This is a genomic window from Rhodophyticola sp. CCM32 (assembly GCF_004751985.1).
Taxonomy (GTDB): domain Bacteria; phylum Pseudomonadota; class Alphaproteobacteria; order Rhodobacterales; family Rhodobacteraceae; genus Rhodophyticola.
The window spans coordinates 3,485,126-3,499,399 of record NZ_CP038492.1; the positions used below are offsets into that span (position 1 = coordinate 3,485,126).

The window sequence follows — 14,274 nt, forward strand, 5'->3', positions numbered from 1 at the left end:
AAGGATCTGCCATGGCACCCCCGTCAGACAACCCGCGATCATCTGCCGTCTCTGCTGCGGCTGTGGCGACTGCTGCGACTGTGGCGACGAGGGCGGAAAAGGCCAGGGTTCTGAAGGCATTGCTGGGCCCCGACCGGTTCAGGGCCTTCTGGAAAGAAACCCTTGGCGCGGCGGATCTGCAAGAGGCAGATGATGCAGACCTCCCCGATCAGGAGGAGACCGACACCATTGTCTGGCAACGCAATCGCCTGATCCAGCGGTTCCGTGACCGTGGGTTTCTGACCGCCGATGTGCCCGAGCCAGACCTGCCCGGGCCTCCGCCGACCAGGGGAGCTCCACCACCGGGGGCGACAGCGCTGGTCACGCGTCTGGCGGAAAACCTGGAGGATGCCACGCTGATGCATGAACACCCGGCGGTCATTGCCCATTTGCTGAAACTGCAAGGCACCGATTTGCGGGCGCGGGTGCTGCGGCATTTGCCCGGCGGTCAGGCCCGGGCGGTGATGCGGGTTTTAAAGGTGCTCTGAAATGCGCTTGTTCAGCGGGTGACCCCGTAAACCGATCTGCAAGAGGTGTCAGCGCACGATAAATTCCGCATGCAGGGCGCCGGCCGCATGAATGCTGTTGAGAATATCGATCATGTCGTTTGGAGAAACGCCAAGGGCATTCAGCCCGGCCACCACTTCGGAAAGCGAGGTGCCGCCACTGATTTCGGCCAGCCCGGCCCCGGGTTCCTCGATGATATCGACATTCGTGCGGGGCACGATCACCGTTTCCCCTTCGGCAAACGGGTTGGGTTGCACCGCGATCGGGCGTTCTTCGATTCGGAGCGTCAGATTTCCCTGGGCAATCGCCACCCGCGAGATGCGCACATCTTCACCCATCACAATTGTGCCTGACCGTTGATCAACCACCACCCGGGCCCGCGTTTCGGGTTCCACATACAGGTTTTCGACTCGGCTCAGCGCATGGGCGGGTGAGGGGCTGCGCGTGGCGGGTATGTTCAGGGTAACGGTGCCTGCGTCCAGCATCACTGCGACGCTGCGGCCGAATTCGGCATTGATGGCCCCCTCGATCCGGGCGGCGGTGGTGAAATCGGGCATACGCAGGGCCAGACGGATATCCTGCATCTCGGCAAAATCGAAGGCCACCTCCCGTTCGATCCGGGCACCGGAAGGGATGGTCCCCACAGTCGGCACCCCCTGCACAACCTGCGCGCCCTCCCCCCCGGCCGAGGCACCACCGGCGATGATTGCACCCTGGGCGACGGCATAAATCTCTCCATCCGCGGCGGTCAGGGGCGTCATGACAAGCGTGCCGCCCAACAGGCTGTCCGCATCGCCGATGGCCGATATGGTGACGTCGATCTGGCTGCCGGCCCGGGCAAAGGGCGGCAGACTGCCGGTGACAAAGACCGCCGCCACATTCTGCGGGCGAAACTGTTCGCCCGAGACATTGACGCCCAGCCGTTCCAGAATATTGGTCATGATCTCTTCGGTGAAGGGCGCGTTGCGGATACCATCACCGGTTCCGTTCAGCCCCACGACCAGGCCATAGCCGATCAGGTCATTGCCCCGGACCCCATCGAACACCACCAGATCCCGAATTCGGATCGGAGAGGCCGCAGCTTGCAGCGCCAGGGCCATTACCAGAAGTGCAGAGACAATTGCCCGCATCATCTCAGAAACTCCGCCAGGTTCAGACGCGCCATGCGCGCGGTGAGAATAAACAGGCTTTCCAACTGCGCCTGTACGGCTTCCAGCTCGGTTGCGGTTGTGAAAGGGTCGGCACCGGTCAGGCGGTTATGTTCCACCGACAACACTGTTCTGGAGGCCGTATTGCGGACCCGTGCAGCCTCGACCCGGGCCTCCATGGTGCCAAGATCCGCACGGATCGCGGACAGGCCGCTCTGGCTGCCGAGCATCTTGTTGCCAGCCGACTCCAGCAGGGTCCGGCGCGAGGTTTCATCCCCTGGCCCCTGACCCTGACTGACAAGTGCGGTCAGGGCAAAGCCCACCAGCGCCTCACGGATTTCCGGGGTCAGGGCGGATAGCCCGGGGGTCACCACATCCCCGTCGGCCAGGGTGAAGCCCGATGCCGGGGCGGTCCCGCCCTGATAGGCCGTTGTTTCGAACCCGCCGCCGGGGGCGAGGAACCAGTCCTCGACAATTGTGATCATGTCCTGCGCATTTGTGGCACCGGCCAGAAGTGGGGCAATCTCTGTCAGCATGTCGGCGCCACTGATCAGCGGCGGCTGGCCGGGTCTGTCCCCGCTGAACAGGCTGCGCCCGGCGGTCTTGCCGTTCAGCGCGTTGATCAGGTGATCCAGCTTTGATCCGGCATCGGCGGCGGCCGCATCAAGATTGGGCAAGGAGCCGGAGGCGACCGCGCTGAACAGTTTCGGCCCGGTTGTATCGAGTTGAGAGCTGATGGTGCCCAGGGCTGTCTGCATCGCGCTGGTCTGAAGCGCGGCCTCGTCAATTGCGGTCTTATAGGCGGTGCCAAGACGCAGGCCGCGTTCGATGGCGGCCAGACCGGCAAAATCACCGCCAAGCGCGGTGCCGAGGTCAGAGATCTTGCCGCTGCCCAGCTCGGCGGTCAGACGCAGCATCTGGGTTTTCACCTCGGTGCTGCGCTGACGCATGTGAAAGCTCTGCGCCATATCGCTGATTGCGGCCATGCTCATCGTTCAAATCCTCATCAGCTGGTCGAGCATATCCTCAACCGTTTGTACAAGCCGCGCATTGGCGGCATAGGCCTGTTCAATCCGCAGCAGTTCCTGCATTTCGTGATCTGTATCGACACCGGTGGCCAGTTCGGCGCTGCGCAATCTGCTGTGCTGGCTGGCGGCGAAACTTTCGTCAACCTCGGCGGATTGCCGGGCCTGGCCCGCCATCGAGAGAAGATCGGTTGCCAGTGTCTCCAGATTACGCCCGGCGGTGGAAAACCCGCCCGACTGGGTGGGGATCACGGCGCGCAATGCCTCAAGCGTTCCGTTGAGCAACCCGGCCTGTCCGGGGGGGCCTTCGACCGTTGCGCCCAGCCCGTCGCGCAGCCGCCAGAGGGCGCCGCCCTGGCCCGGATCGACCCGCGCATTTATGCGCAACCGACCGGCCAGGCCCAGCTCATTGGCCGGGATCGCCAGATTGCCTGCATCGGTGAAAAGACCCGGGTCACCGGGGGTGAGGGTCAGGTCCAGCGCCGGGTCATCCAGCCGGGTCGTCAGATCGCGCGCGACCGCATCCAGCCGTGCCTGTGCGGTGATCGCCAGATCATCCCGCAGGGCGAATTGGGCAGCCAGACGCCCGCCCTGCAGCGCGGGAAAGGCCCCGTCGAGCACCACGGGGTGATCATTCAGCCGCAACCCGGACAGCCCGGTATTGGCCTGTGTCAGATCGGGGGCCATGACTGTGGCCGGGTCGAAGCCAAAGACCGCAGGTCGGTCGTCAAGCAAGGCCATGCCATCGGCGCTGTAAAGCGACACGCGCCCGGTTGCGTCGCGCAGTTCGCGGACCGGGATCAGGGGGGATATTCCGTCGATCAGCGCTTGCTGCTGATCATAGAGCGCGGCCTGGTTGCCGCTGGCACCCTGCGCCTTGTGAATCTGGGTGTTCAACATGTGGATCTGGGCCAGCGAGCTGTTCAGAAAATCCACATCGCGGGCGATCCCCTGATCGGCCTCCATCCGGGCGGCCTGTACGGTTTCCGACAGGGTGTTCAGCTTTCCCGCAAGCCGTGTGGCTGCATCGAAAACGGCGGTTAGCCGGGTCTGGCTTTCCGGGCGGTTGGCGGCGGTGACAAGGCTTGCCTCGAAGGCGTTGATATGGGCGGTCAGACTGGCGGGGTCATCCGGCGTGCCGATTGCCGTCTCGATCCGGCGGGCGAAATCGGCCTGCGTCGTGCCTTGGCCGAGGCTGGCATCTGCCCCGCGACGTGCCCCGATCAGCAGCGGGTCGACAAGCCGGTCAACACCGTTGATCCGCACACCGGCGCCCTGCCCGCCAAGCGTGGCCGCAGAGGTCGACAGCCGACGGACGCCATAGCCATCGGTTGCCGCATTGGCCAGGTTTGACGACACGATTTGCGCCGCCCTGCTGGTCGTGCCGAGCCCCGAAAGGGCATTGGAAAGCGCGGTTGAAATGCTCATGACTGGGTCCGCGGATCAGAGGCGATCAGCGTTTGATATTGGTTGTTTCCTGCAACATCTCATCCACGGTCTGGATCACCTTGGCGTTCGAGGAATAGGCCCGCTGTGTCTGGATCAGCTGGGTCATCTCGCCCGCGACATCCGTTGTGGATTGCTCCCGCGCAAAACCGATCATGTCGCCGACCGGCCCGTCACCGGCGTTCCACAGAAAGAAAGACCCGCTGTCCGGTGACACCTGATATACCTGCTTGCTTAATGAAATCAGCCCGTTGGGGTTGGGCACATCGACAACAGGGATTTGATATATACTGCGGGTCAGGCCACTGTCATAGATCGCGTTGACAGAGCCGTTGGCATCAACTTCGACGCTATCCACGCTGCCGACCGGAGAGCCGTTCTTGACCACTGGCGACCGCGCGAAAGTGTCAGACAGTTGCGTCAGTCCCGAAGGGTCGCCCAACAGACCAATGGAGATTTCAAGCGGGCCGCCATTCACATTGACGGTCACGCTGCCGGTGGCCGGGTCATAGGCCCCGCCTGCCGCACCCATGGCCTGGGCCACCGCATCCAGATTGCCGCCATTGCCTCGCGTGTCATCGAAGGTCAGCGTGTATTCCCCGATGGGTGTCGCGCCAGTTGCGGAATCGCGAATTTCCATTACCCATTCATGGGATGTGCCGCTGCCCGGCACTGTGGGTGTAAACGTTATTTCGATATTTTCCGAGGTGCCCAGATTATCGAAATACTCCGCCGACATCGTCAGCGCGTCACCGGATGCCCCGGCTTTGGTCGAGGTGGCGGGCAGGTTAACGCTCAACTCCATCTGGGTGGTGGGATCCCCCGACAACTGACTGGTGTTGATCCGGACCGGTTCCAGCCCGACAAAGGAATCGCGCGGGAAATTCGGGATTGTGCCATCGGGGTTGGCGGGCCAGCCCATCAGCACAAGGCTGTCATCGGTGCGCAGATACCCTTCGGCATCGGGGCGGAAAGACCCGGTTGTGGTCAGCATGGCCGGCATGCTGCCACTGCTGTCGTCAAGCGCAGTGGCAGAGGTGACCGGCAGCATCCCGCGCCCGCCAATGGCCAGATCGGTTGGGTTTTCGGTGGTGATCATGTTTCCGCGCTGGTCAATCATCCGGCCTGTGGTCACACGCACGCCACCGGCGGAATAGCTGCCCTGGCCCTGGCTGATCACGAGGGACTGAAAATCCGCGACGGCGCGTTTGTATCCAAAGGTGCCGGAATTCGCGATGTTGTCAGAGATGGTTGCCAGACGACTGGCGTTCACACTCAAACCGGCGACGCCGGCATTCAATGAGGATGGGATGGTCATCTGATGCGCCTTTCTGCTGCATGTCTCAATTTTCAGACAGCTTTGGCAGATGCGGCTTAACGCGAGGATAACAGATAAAATCCAAGGGAGTTTCCCGATGATCCTAAAGCACCCTGCCTGAAACTTGAATCACAAATGCCCTGCCACGCTTCGCGTTCTCGGGACATTTGTGATGCGCGATGTCTCAGGTTTAAGGCAGCATGCTGTAGTCTACAGGTGATGGCGCAGAAGGATAATTTCGATCCGGTCATTGCGTTCTGACATCGGGTCCGCATCTGCGGGGTGCCGGTCTGCATGTCCGGTAACCCGGTCAATCCGCGCGGGCGGCAGACCCGCAGACTGCAACAATTCGCGCATGATCTGTGCCCGCGCGATCGAGGTCGCCCAACGGCTTTCCCTTGTCACCATAATCGGTTCAGACCGGGTATAGCCATTGAGCGCCACATGGTTGGTTACCGTATCAAAAAGCCCTGCCATCACGTCAGACAGGTTTACGAGCCAGGGGACAGGCGCCCCTGTGACCTCTTCAAAGAGAGGGTCATCGGGGCGGGCAAATATCTCGATAATCAGGCCTTCGTCAGACAGCCGGGTCTGCACATGGCGCAGCGCCATGTCGCTGACCATACTGTCCCCGCCACCGGCCATCAGCGCATCTTCCACGGCGGCAAGCGCGGCCTGTTCGGCCTCTTCCCGATGGCTGCTGCCTGTCATGCCCATGCTCTGTCGCCCTTCGGTCGGGCGCTGGTTGCTGGCCCCGGTGCCATTCTGGGCTTCCACTGTTTCCGAGAACACGCTTTCGCCGCCAAAAGCCCCGTCGCCGCCGCCGGATATCCGGGCGATGGGCACTGTGGGGCTGAAATAATCGGCCAGACCCTTGCGCTGCTGCTCGGTGGTTGCATTCAGCAGCCACATCAGCAGAAAAAATGCCATCATCGCGGTCACGAAATCTGCATAGGCAACCTTCCAGGCGCCGCCGTGATGGCCCTCACCACCCGCCACTTTCTTGCGTTTGATGATGATCGGGCGAGGGTCGTTCTGTCCCGACATGTTCACCTTCATGTTGTGATCCTGCACAGCCATAAGGGGCAAGTCTGAAAAACCTCCTAAAGCGTTTCGGGTCAGCCTTGGATCGAAAAAAGCTGTCTCTCGCCTTTGGCTCAAACGCGGTTTTCGATACCGTCTGTTTCAGGGTAAACCCTAAAAGCTATAACCGTCACACAATTTCGAACATATGTTCATTGAACATCTCTGGTTGAATGTTTCGGAATATGATCTCGGTACCGGCCTCGCTGAGGCTGGTATCGGGGCCGGTTCGGGTCAGGGCGGCCAGCGCTTCGGCGGGGGTGGTATAGCTGAACCCTTCCAGCAGGACCTGGTCCCACGGGTCCATGTCGACGATCTCATGGCGGCCCGGCATGCCCGCATCAAACACAAACTGATCCGCCCCGAACCCGCCAAACAGCACATTCTCCCCCTGACCGCCCACCAGCGTGTCGCCGGCCACATTTGCCCGCATCCAGCTGGCCAGCGCCTCGGCGGTGTTGGCCCGGAACTCGGTGCTCTGGGCAAAGCCGCGCACCACCTCTGCCCGGCTCTGGCCACCCCCGTCCAGCCGGTCGAGCCAGCCCTGCAACCCGCCCGCATCCGGCGCCCGGCCCAGCACATTGTGATAGAGAAGGGTCACGAAATCCGTGTCACTGGTCGCCCCGTACCGGTCCTGAAACTCAGGTGAGGCGACAAACCCCGACACCACATCAAGATAGGCCACCCCATCGGCCAGTTCCCCGGCCCAGCCCTGCAGGCCCGCCACATCCGGCGCCCGGTCCAGCGTGGCCTGATACAGGCGGAACAGGTCATCACTCCAGCCCGACAGGTGACCGGCCCGGCTGAAGGCCAGCGCCCCGGCCTCGCTTGTGTCGATGAACTCGGCACTTTCCGAGAAACCCAGCACCACCTCCGCCCGGCTCTGGCCGCCGCCCAGCCGGTCGAGCCAGCCCTGCAACCCGCCCGCATCCGGCGCCCGGCCCAGCACATTGTGATAGAGAAGGGTCACGAAATCCGTGTCGCTGGTCGCCCCGTACCGGTCCTGAAACTCGGATGAGGCGACAAACGCCTCCCCCACCTGCAACAGGGTCGAGACCCCGGACAGAAGCGCCTTGGTCCAGCCCAGATGCCCCGCCCCGTCGGGCAGCCGGTCCAGCGTCGCCTGATAAACCCGGAACACCTGCCCCGCAACAGGGTCAAACATACCGTCAACCCCATCCCCAAGCAAAACATCATCCCCCAAACCACCATCCAGAAAATCCAGACCAAACCCGCCAATCAAACGGTCAGAGCCGTCCATGCCGAAAACCCGGTCATCCCCCGTGCCTGCGGATATGTAATTCGCCGCCTTGTTCCCGGTTATGAAATCCGCCGTGGTTTTGCCGATAAAGGTGATCTGGTCGCCCGGGACAGAGACCGGAACACGGGACAGGTTGATCAGACCGGGGTGCAGAAGATCGCCCGCGTCCAGTGGCCGCTGATCGGCGCTGATGATCCGCAGGGTTTCATCCCGAAAGGTCAGGATGGCACCGTCAGGTCTGGTCTCAAACACCAGTTGGCCGATATTACGCAGCATTCTGTAGGCGGACAGGTCCAGGACATCCTGATCCGGGTTGAAATCGGCAATCGTATCGGTGATGCCATCGGCGGCCATGACGAAAATGTCCTGACCCGCGCCACCGGTCAGATGATCGGCACCGTTCCCATCCATCAGAATGTCATTGCCGGCCTGCCCGTTCAGGTGATCATCGCCATCCCCGCCAAAGATCACCTCGCCATGGGCGGTGCCGGTGAGGGTGTCATTGCCGGCATCCCCCAGCTGGGTGGCGGCCAGAGGGCCGGGGTCAAATGTCAGTTGAGTGATCCCCTGTTCTGTATGGCTTGCGGCAAAGATCTCCAGATGGCCGCCCTGGGCACTGGCCGCGACACTGCTGACATTGGCCAGGCTTGCGGCAAATGTATCGGCCATGGTGGCATGGTGCAGCAATCGCCCCCCGGGCAGCAGCTGAAACAGCGACACACCATCATCGCGCCCGCCCGCCAGAACAAAGACCTGATCGCCAAGTGTCACGACTTCAACGCTGGTGACCGACTGGAAGCGGGTATTCAGATCGTCAAGGACATGATCGACCGGGGTCAGCGCCCCATCGCTGTTCATATGCAGAACGCTGAGGGAGGAACTTCCCTGTGCCGCGACCACGATATAGGTGCTATCCGGCAATGTGGCCTGCGCCAATGCGCTGACCCCGGCCAGACCCAGACCCTCGATCACGCCGACACTGCCACTGGCCTGTAAATCCCCGTCGGGGCCGACCTGATAACTGGTGATCTGGTCCCCGTCCGGGCCCACGGCAATCAGGTGGCTGTCTGAGCCGGAGCGGGCGACGATCAGACCTGCACTGGCCTCGGGTGAGGCCGTCTGTGCCAGTGGCAGCACGGCACCCTCGGCATCAAGCTGATATGCCTTGATCCGGCCCTCTACCCGATCTGTTGCATAGATATAGGTGCCGCCTGTGGTGTCAGTCAGCACAATGTCCGAGAAGCCCTCGGCAGAGGTCATATGGGTCAGGGTGACCGGTGTGTTTTCAATCCTGCCATCCGCCGCAACCTGAAACACAAGCGGGCCATCCATATGGGGCCCAAGGGTGACCGCCTTCAGGCCGCCGTCAAAAATCATCAATTCCAGCGCGGTTGTGTCTTCGGTCAGATATTGGGTGTCGATCAACCCGGCCTGGGCCCCGGCCTCGACCGAATAGGCGGTGATCGCCTGGCCCGACCGGCTGGTGGCGTAAAGCGTGGCCTGCCCGAATGCGTCAACAAAGACATCCATATCTGTGACCGCCGTCACCGCCCCCGGCGTCGCATGAGACAAGGTTGTGACATATGATAGCTGAGCCACCCCGACCCCTTTCACAAATCTGCGCCCCACGCATGGGGCCAAACCTGCGCGTTCAGCGTTAACAACCCGTCAGGTCATTGTGGCGGAGTTCGGGCGTTCCATTAGATTTGCGGGGGTTTCCGGGTTCCCCGGATAACAGGCGGCGCTTTCACGGTTTCGAAACCCGACCCGGTATATCCCCATGGAGGATGCGACCCGCAGAATGTTGGAGATGATCAGATGAAAAAAGCCTTTATCACCGGCATCACCGGTCAGGACGGGGCCTATCTGGCGCGATTGCTTCTGGAAAAGGGGTATGAGGTGCATGGCGGCGCGCGCTGGATATCTCAGGAGCAGATGGCCCGGCTGGAGCAACTGGGCGTGGCCGACGCGGTTCAGATGCATGTGTTCGACCTCAGCGATATGAACAATATTTTCCGCAGCTTGCGCGACTTGCAGGTGGATGAGGTGTATAATCTTGCCGCGCTCAGCTTTGTCGGCGCGTCCTGGGATCTGCCGGTCTATTCCGGTGATGTGAACGCTATCGGCGTGACCCGGATTCTTGACACGTTGCGCACACTTGCCCCGGAAACGCGGTTTTATCAGGCCTCGACCTCAGAGATGTTCGGGCTGGTTCAGCAAGTGCCGCAAAGCGAAACCACCCTGCTTTATCCCCGCTCCCCCTATGGGGTGTCAAAGGTCTATGCCCATTATATTACGGTCAATTATAGGGAATCCTTTGGGCTGCACGCCTCTTCGGGAATTCTGTTCAACCATGAATCCCCCCTGCGCGGCAAAGATTTTGTCACCCGCAAAATCACCACAGGGCTGGCCCGGATCGCCCATGGCGGCAACCGGCCCGTGGTGTTGGGCAATCTGAACGCGCGGCGGGATTGGGGCTTTGCCGGCGATTATGTCGAAGGCATGTGGCGGATGCTGCAACAGGATATGGCCGATGATTATGTGCTGGCCACGGGTGTCACCACCACGATCCGTGATTTCATCGCCTATGCCGCCGCCCCGCTTGGTATCGAACTGGAATGGCGGGGGGAAGGGATTGATGAGATCGGGACCGACCGGAAAACCGGCCAGCGTATCATCGAGGTGAGTGAGGAATGGTTCCGCCCGGCGGAGGTTGATCTGCTGATCGGCGATGCCACGAAAGCGCGCGAAAACCTGGGCTGGAAGCCCAAGGTGGATGTCCGCGCGCTGGCCGAGATGATGGCGGTTTCGGATTATGATGCGCTTGCCCCGGGCGGTTCGCAAAACGGATCAGATGCAGACCGCTTTCAGCCATTTGGGCGCTGTGCCTGAAACACTGTCTTAACCAATTTCTGCCATTTCAGAAGCTGGGCCTTTTGAACCTGTCATGAGGGCTCGTTTCTAAAAGGGAAAGCCGGGGCAGAATGCGCAAGAGCTACCAAAAACTGCGATCCACATTGCGCACAGTGCCCGCACCCCTTCACCTGACGTCAGAAAATGCCGGATATTCCGGTCATATTGATCAGTATTCCGCCGGGAAGCTGCATGGCTGGGCAAGCTCTGCTGATCCTTGCAAAGCGGCGCTGGCGGTCGGTTTGTTCGCCGGGGACCAGTTGCTGGCCAGGCAAGTGGCCAATCTGTATCGCGATGATGTCAAAGCCGCGGGGATCGGCGATGGCCAATGCGGCTTTGCAATTCCCGTGGATGAGGCGCATCTGGATGCCGCAGGGGCCCATGACCATCTGGTCAGCATCCGTATTCTGGACGCGCCGGAATACGAGATCGGGCAGTATACACTGCCCCGGCGCAGCCATGACGGGCTTGAACGCGATAACCCGCTGATCGCCCAGTGCCGCAGCCTGTTGCAGCGAGAACTGTCGCGCATGGCCGGGCTGCTGCCGCTGACCGACCGCCCGTTTCCCCTGCCGGCCCTGCACAAACACGGGCGGCTTTTCGACACTGACGGGGTTTTGCCCGGCACGGGTGTTACGGGTCTTCCGGCCTATCTGGATTTCACCCGGTATCGCACCCGCAAGGATCATGAATTTGAAACCGATCACGTGCCCGCCGACCGGGACCATTTCCTGCATTGGTATCTGACCGAATATGGCATGACGCGGCGCGGGCTGCGCATACCGCTGACCCGCGACCAGATCGCGTATCTGAATGAACCGCTGGTGATGGGTGGCCAGGCTCATGCGCTGACGCGGGCAATGTGGTGGCGGGTGCTGAACAACAAGGGGCAGTTGGACAAGCTGAACCTGTCGGATGCGAACAGCGTGATCCGGCTGTTATGCTGGTGGGCCGCGCATGAGGTATGTTGCCTCTCTGCCGAAGATTGCCTGGTGCCGAAACACTCTGCCGACCTGCTGCGGGCCATCCCGACCGGGCGCAAGGACGAGACGTTTCCATTTTCACATTTCATGGCGCATTTCTTCGCCGCCCAGCCCGATTACCATGCCCTTGACCAGACCTCCGAAATGGGGCGCAAACTGTTCACGCTGTGTCTGGTGGTGAAATCCGTCAACCGGCCCGATCTGTTGCGCTATATCCCGGTCCGGTCGATCAACCTGCTGTTTGACCGGTGTGGCGACGACCCGTCGATTTTTGAAACCTTCTATCAGTCCGTCGCGTTGCAGGAAGAAACGGTTCCCATCTCGATTGACCGGTTTGCCGATATGTTGCGGCACCAGGGATATGACCTGCATGGCCAGACATTCCTGTCCATCACGGATGGCGGCCACCGGCTGCACGCGGCGGCATTGCCGGTTCCGGCAGATCAGGCCCCGGTTGATGTGCAACTGATCGGCCCTTTCGGCAAAGCCTCGGGCCTGGGGCAGGCCACACGCCTGTCGGCCCGGATACTGGAAAAAACAAACCTGTCCGTGAATTGCGTGGATTTCGGATTGGATAACCCCTCCCCCGAGGGATACAGCAAATCCGCCCCGATGTCGGATTGGAAAAAGGCGCGGATCAATCTGCTGCATCTGAACGCGGAATCCATTCCGCTGGCTTTTGCCTATGGGCCGGATGTGTTTTCGGACAGCTACAATATCGGCTATTTCTACTGGGAACTCGATACACCCGCGCTGTGCCATTATCTGGGAATGGGTCTGCTGGATGAGATCTGGGTGTCGAGTGAATTCGGTGTCCGCATCTACAAACCTGAAACCGACAAGCCGGTGACAAATGTCGGCATGTGTTTCGAAGAGATGGGTCCGGTCGACCGGGGCAGCGCCCGGGCGGATCTGAACCGGCGGTTGCAGTTCACCGGTGACGAGATGGTGTTTCTGGCCGCCTTCGATTCCTTTTCATTCGTGCAACGCAAAAATCCCATCGGCGTGCTCAATGCTTTCCAGATGGCGTTTGACGGTGTCGAGGATGTGCGCCTGATCCTCAAGACCCAGAACCGCGATCATGTGTTTGATCCGGTGCAGGATCGTATCTGGAAACGGGTTGATGCGATGCTGGACCAGGACCCGCGCATCAGGGTGATCAATGAAACCCTGCCCTATGACACGCTTGTGGCGCTGAAAGCGGCCAGCGATTGCTATATCTCGCTGCACAAATCCGAAGGCTGGGGCTTTGGCATGATCGAGGCGATGAGCCTGAATGTGCCCGTGGTCTGCACCGGCTATTCCGGCAATATGGCGTTCTGCTCGGACCGGACCGCTTGGCTGGTTGCCTCCACCGAATCTGCGGTCGCCCCCGGCGATTACATTTTTGTCCGGCCCGGCCAGAAATGGGTTGAGCCTGATATCACCGACGCGGCCGCGCAATTGCGCGCGGTCTATAGCGACCCGGCGGCCCGTGCTGCCAAAACCGGGGCCGCGTTCAAATCTGTACACAAGACATTCTCGGCTGCCGCAATTTCCAAACGCTACAGGGCGCGGCTGAAAGAGATTTTGAAGACCCTGTAACCTCCAGATTCGCAACCAAGCGCAGAAAGCCTGCCTATGCCCTCCACCTCCCAAGCTGTCATCCACCACGCCCTCTCCGCCTATTTCTGCGAATTCGATGCCGAGGCTTTGCTGAAGGGGTTTCAGGATGTGGATCAGGTGCCGGAACCGGGCCTGATCCGCAATTTTCTGGGCACCAGGATTGCCCCCTTCGTCTGCCCCCAGGTGCTGACCCCGCTTGCCGGCCAGGTCGAACCGATCCCGGCCCCGGGCAACTGGCACGCGGATATCGCGGAATGGGCCGCCGCCCTGAAAAGCGTGACCCTGGCCGAGGATATGTACCGGATTGTGGAACTGGGCTGTGGCTGGGGGTGCTGGATGACCAATATGGGGGTCGCCGCCCGGAAGCTGGATATGGCGGTTGACCTGATCGGGATCGAGGCGAATGCCCATCATCTGGCGCGGGCAGAAAAAACCCTGAATCTCAATGGCTTCACCTCGGCAGATTACCGGCTGATCCATGGCGTGGCCGGCGCCGCACCGGGCAAGGCGATCTTTCCGCTCCATGAAGAGGAGGAGGCGGATTGGGGCGGTGAGGCCGTGTTTGACCCAGACCCTGAAGCCCTCGCCGAGGCCGAGACCAGCGACCGGCACCAGATTCTGGAGATCATACCGCTGTCGAAAGTTGCAGACGGGCAGATGATCGACCTGCTGCATCTGGATATTCAGGGTGCGGAATATGCCTATGTCGAGGGGTGTTTCGACGATATTCTGCAACATGTGAAACGGGTTCTGATCGGCACCCATAGCCGCAGGATCGAAGGGCAGCTTTTTGCCGCGTTTCAGACCGCAGGCTGGAAGCTGGAGATGGAACGCCCGGCCATCGCCCCGCCCGTCGGGGGGCAGCCAAGGGTTCAGATTGATGGCGTGCAATTATGGGCCAACCCTGTCACGTTCGGCCCGTCGGCATAACAGTCAAGGCAGAGAC

At 61.2% G+C, this 14,274-nt stretch carries 10 protein-coding genes; 4 read left to right on the plus strand and 6 right to left on the minus strand.

Annotated elements, in window-relative coordinates:
* Positions 1 to 11: 11 nt before the first annotated feature.
* Entirely contained in the window at positions 12 to 527 is a 516-nt protein-coding gene (locus tag E2K80_RS17030) for a hypothetical protein (protein ID WP_135376085.1), read from the plus strand.
* A gap of 48 nt (positions 528 to 575) precedes the next feature.
* Here the strand turns inward: E2K80_RS17030 and E2K80_RS17035 are convergent, their stop codons facing one another.
* The 6 genes from E2K80_RS17035 to E2K80_RS17060 all read right to left on the minus strand — a co-directional run bounded on the left by E2K80_RS17035 (position 576) and on the right by E2K80_RS17060 (position 9,426).
* Entirely contained in the window at positions 576 to 1,679 is a 1,104-nt protein-coding gene (locus E2K80_RS17035; RefSeq protein WP_443216537.1) for a flagellar basal body P-ring protein FlgI, read from the minus strand.
* A complete protein-coding gene (locus tag E2K80_RS17040; RefSeq protein WP_135376086.1) occupies positions 1,676 to 2,686 on the minus strand; it encodes a flagellin in 1,011 nt (336 codons plus the stop codon). Before E2K80_RS17040 ends, E2K80_RS17035 begins: the two co-directional genes overlap by 4 nt.
* 3 nt (positions 2,687 to 2,689) lie before the next feature.
* Positions 2,690 to 4,147 (minus strand): flagellar hook-associated protein FlgK, encoded by a 1,458-nt coding sequence (flgK, locus tag E2K80_RS17045; protein WP_135376087.1) that lies wholly within the window; start codon positions 4,145 to 4,147, stop codon positions 2,690 to 2,692.
* Positions 4,148 to 4,172: 25 nt separating this feature from the next.
* A complete protein-coding gene (locus tag E2K80_RS17050; RefSeq protein ID WP_135376088.1) occupies positions 4,173 to 5,483 on the minus strand; it encodes a flagellar hook protein FlgE in 1,311 nt (436 codons plus the stop codon).
* 210 nt (positions 5,484 to 5,693) lie between these two features.
* Positions 5,694 to 6,542 (minus strand): OmpA/MotB family protein, encoded by an 849-nt coding sequence (locus E2K80_RS17055; protein WP_238475575.1) that lies wholly within the window; start codon positions 6,540 to 6,542, stop codon positions 5,694 to 5,696.
* 154 nt (positions 6,543 to 6,696) lie between these two features.
* Positions 6,697 to 9,426, minus strand: coding sequence for a DUF4214 domain-containing protein (locus tag E2K80_RS17060; protein ID WP_135376089.1), 2,730 nt, complete (start codon positions 9,424 to 9,426; stop codon positions 6,697 to 6,699).
* A gap of 219 nt (positions 9,427 to 9,645) precedes the next feature.
* Here E2K80_RS17060 and gmd point away from each other — a divergent pair, with 219 nt between their 5' ends.
* The 3 genes from gmd to E2K80_RS17075 all read left to right on the plus strand — a co-directional run bounded on the left by gmd (position 9,646) and on the right by E2K80_RS17075 (position 14,258).
* Complete coding sequence (gene gmd, locus E2K80_RS17065) at positions 9,646 to 10,719, plus strand: GDP-mannose 4,6-dehydratase (RefSeq protein WP_135376090.1); 1,074 nt, start codon at positions 9,646 to 9,648, stop codon at positions 10,717 to 10,719.
* Positions 10,720 to 10,811: 92 nt separating this feature from the next.
* The gene (locus tag E2K80_RS17070; protein WP_135376091.1) at positions 10,812 to 13,307 is read left to right on the plus strand and encodes a glycosyltransferase; all 2,496 of its coding nucleotides are present in this window, start codon (positions 10,812 to 10,814) and stop codon (positions 13,305 to 13,307) included.
* A gap of 36 nt (positions 13,308 to 13,343) precedes the next feature.
* A complete protein-coding gene (locus E2K80_RS17075) occupies positions 13,344 to 14,258 on the plus strand; it encodes a class I SAM-dependent methyltransferase (protein WP_135376092.1) in 915 nt (304 codons plus the stop codon).
* The last annotated feature ends 16 nt before the right edge of the window (positions 14,259 to 14,274 follow it).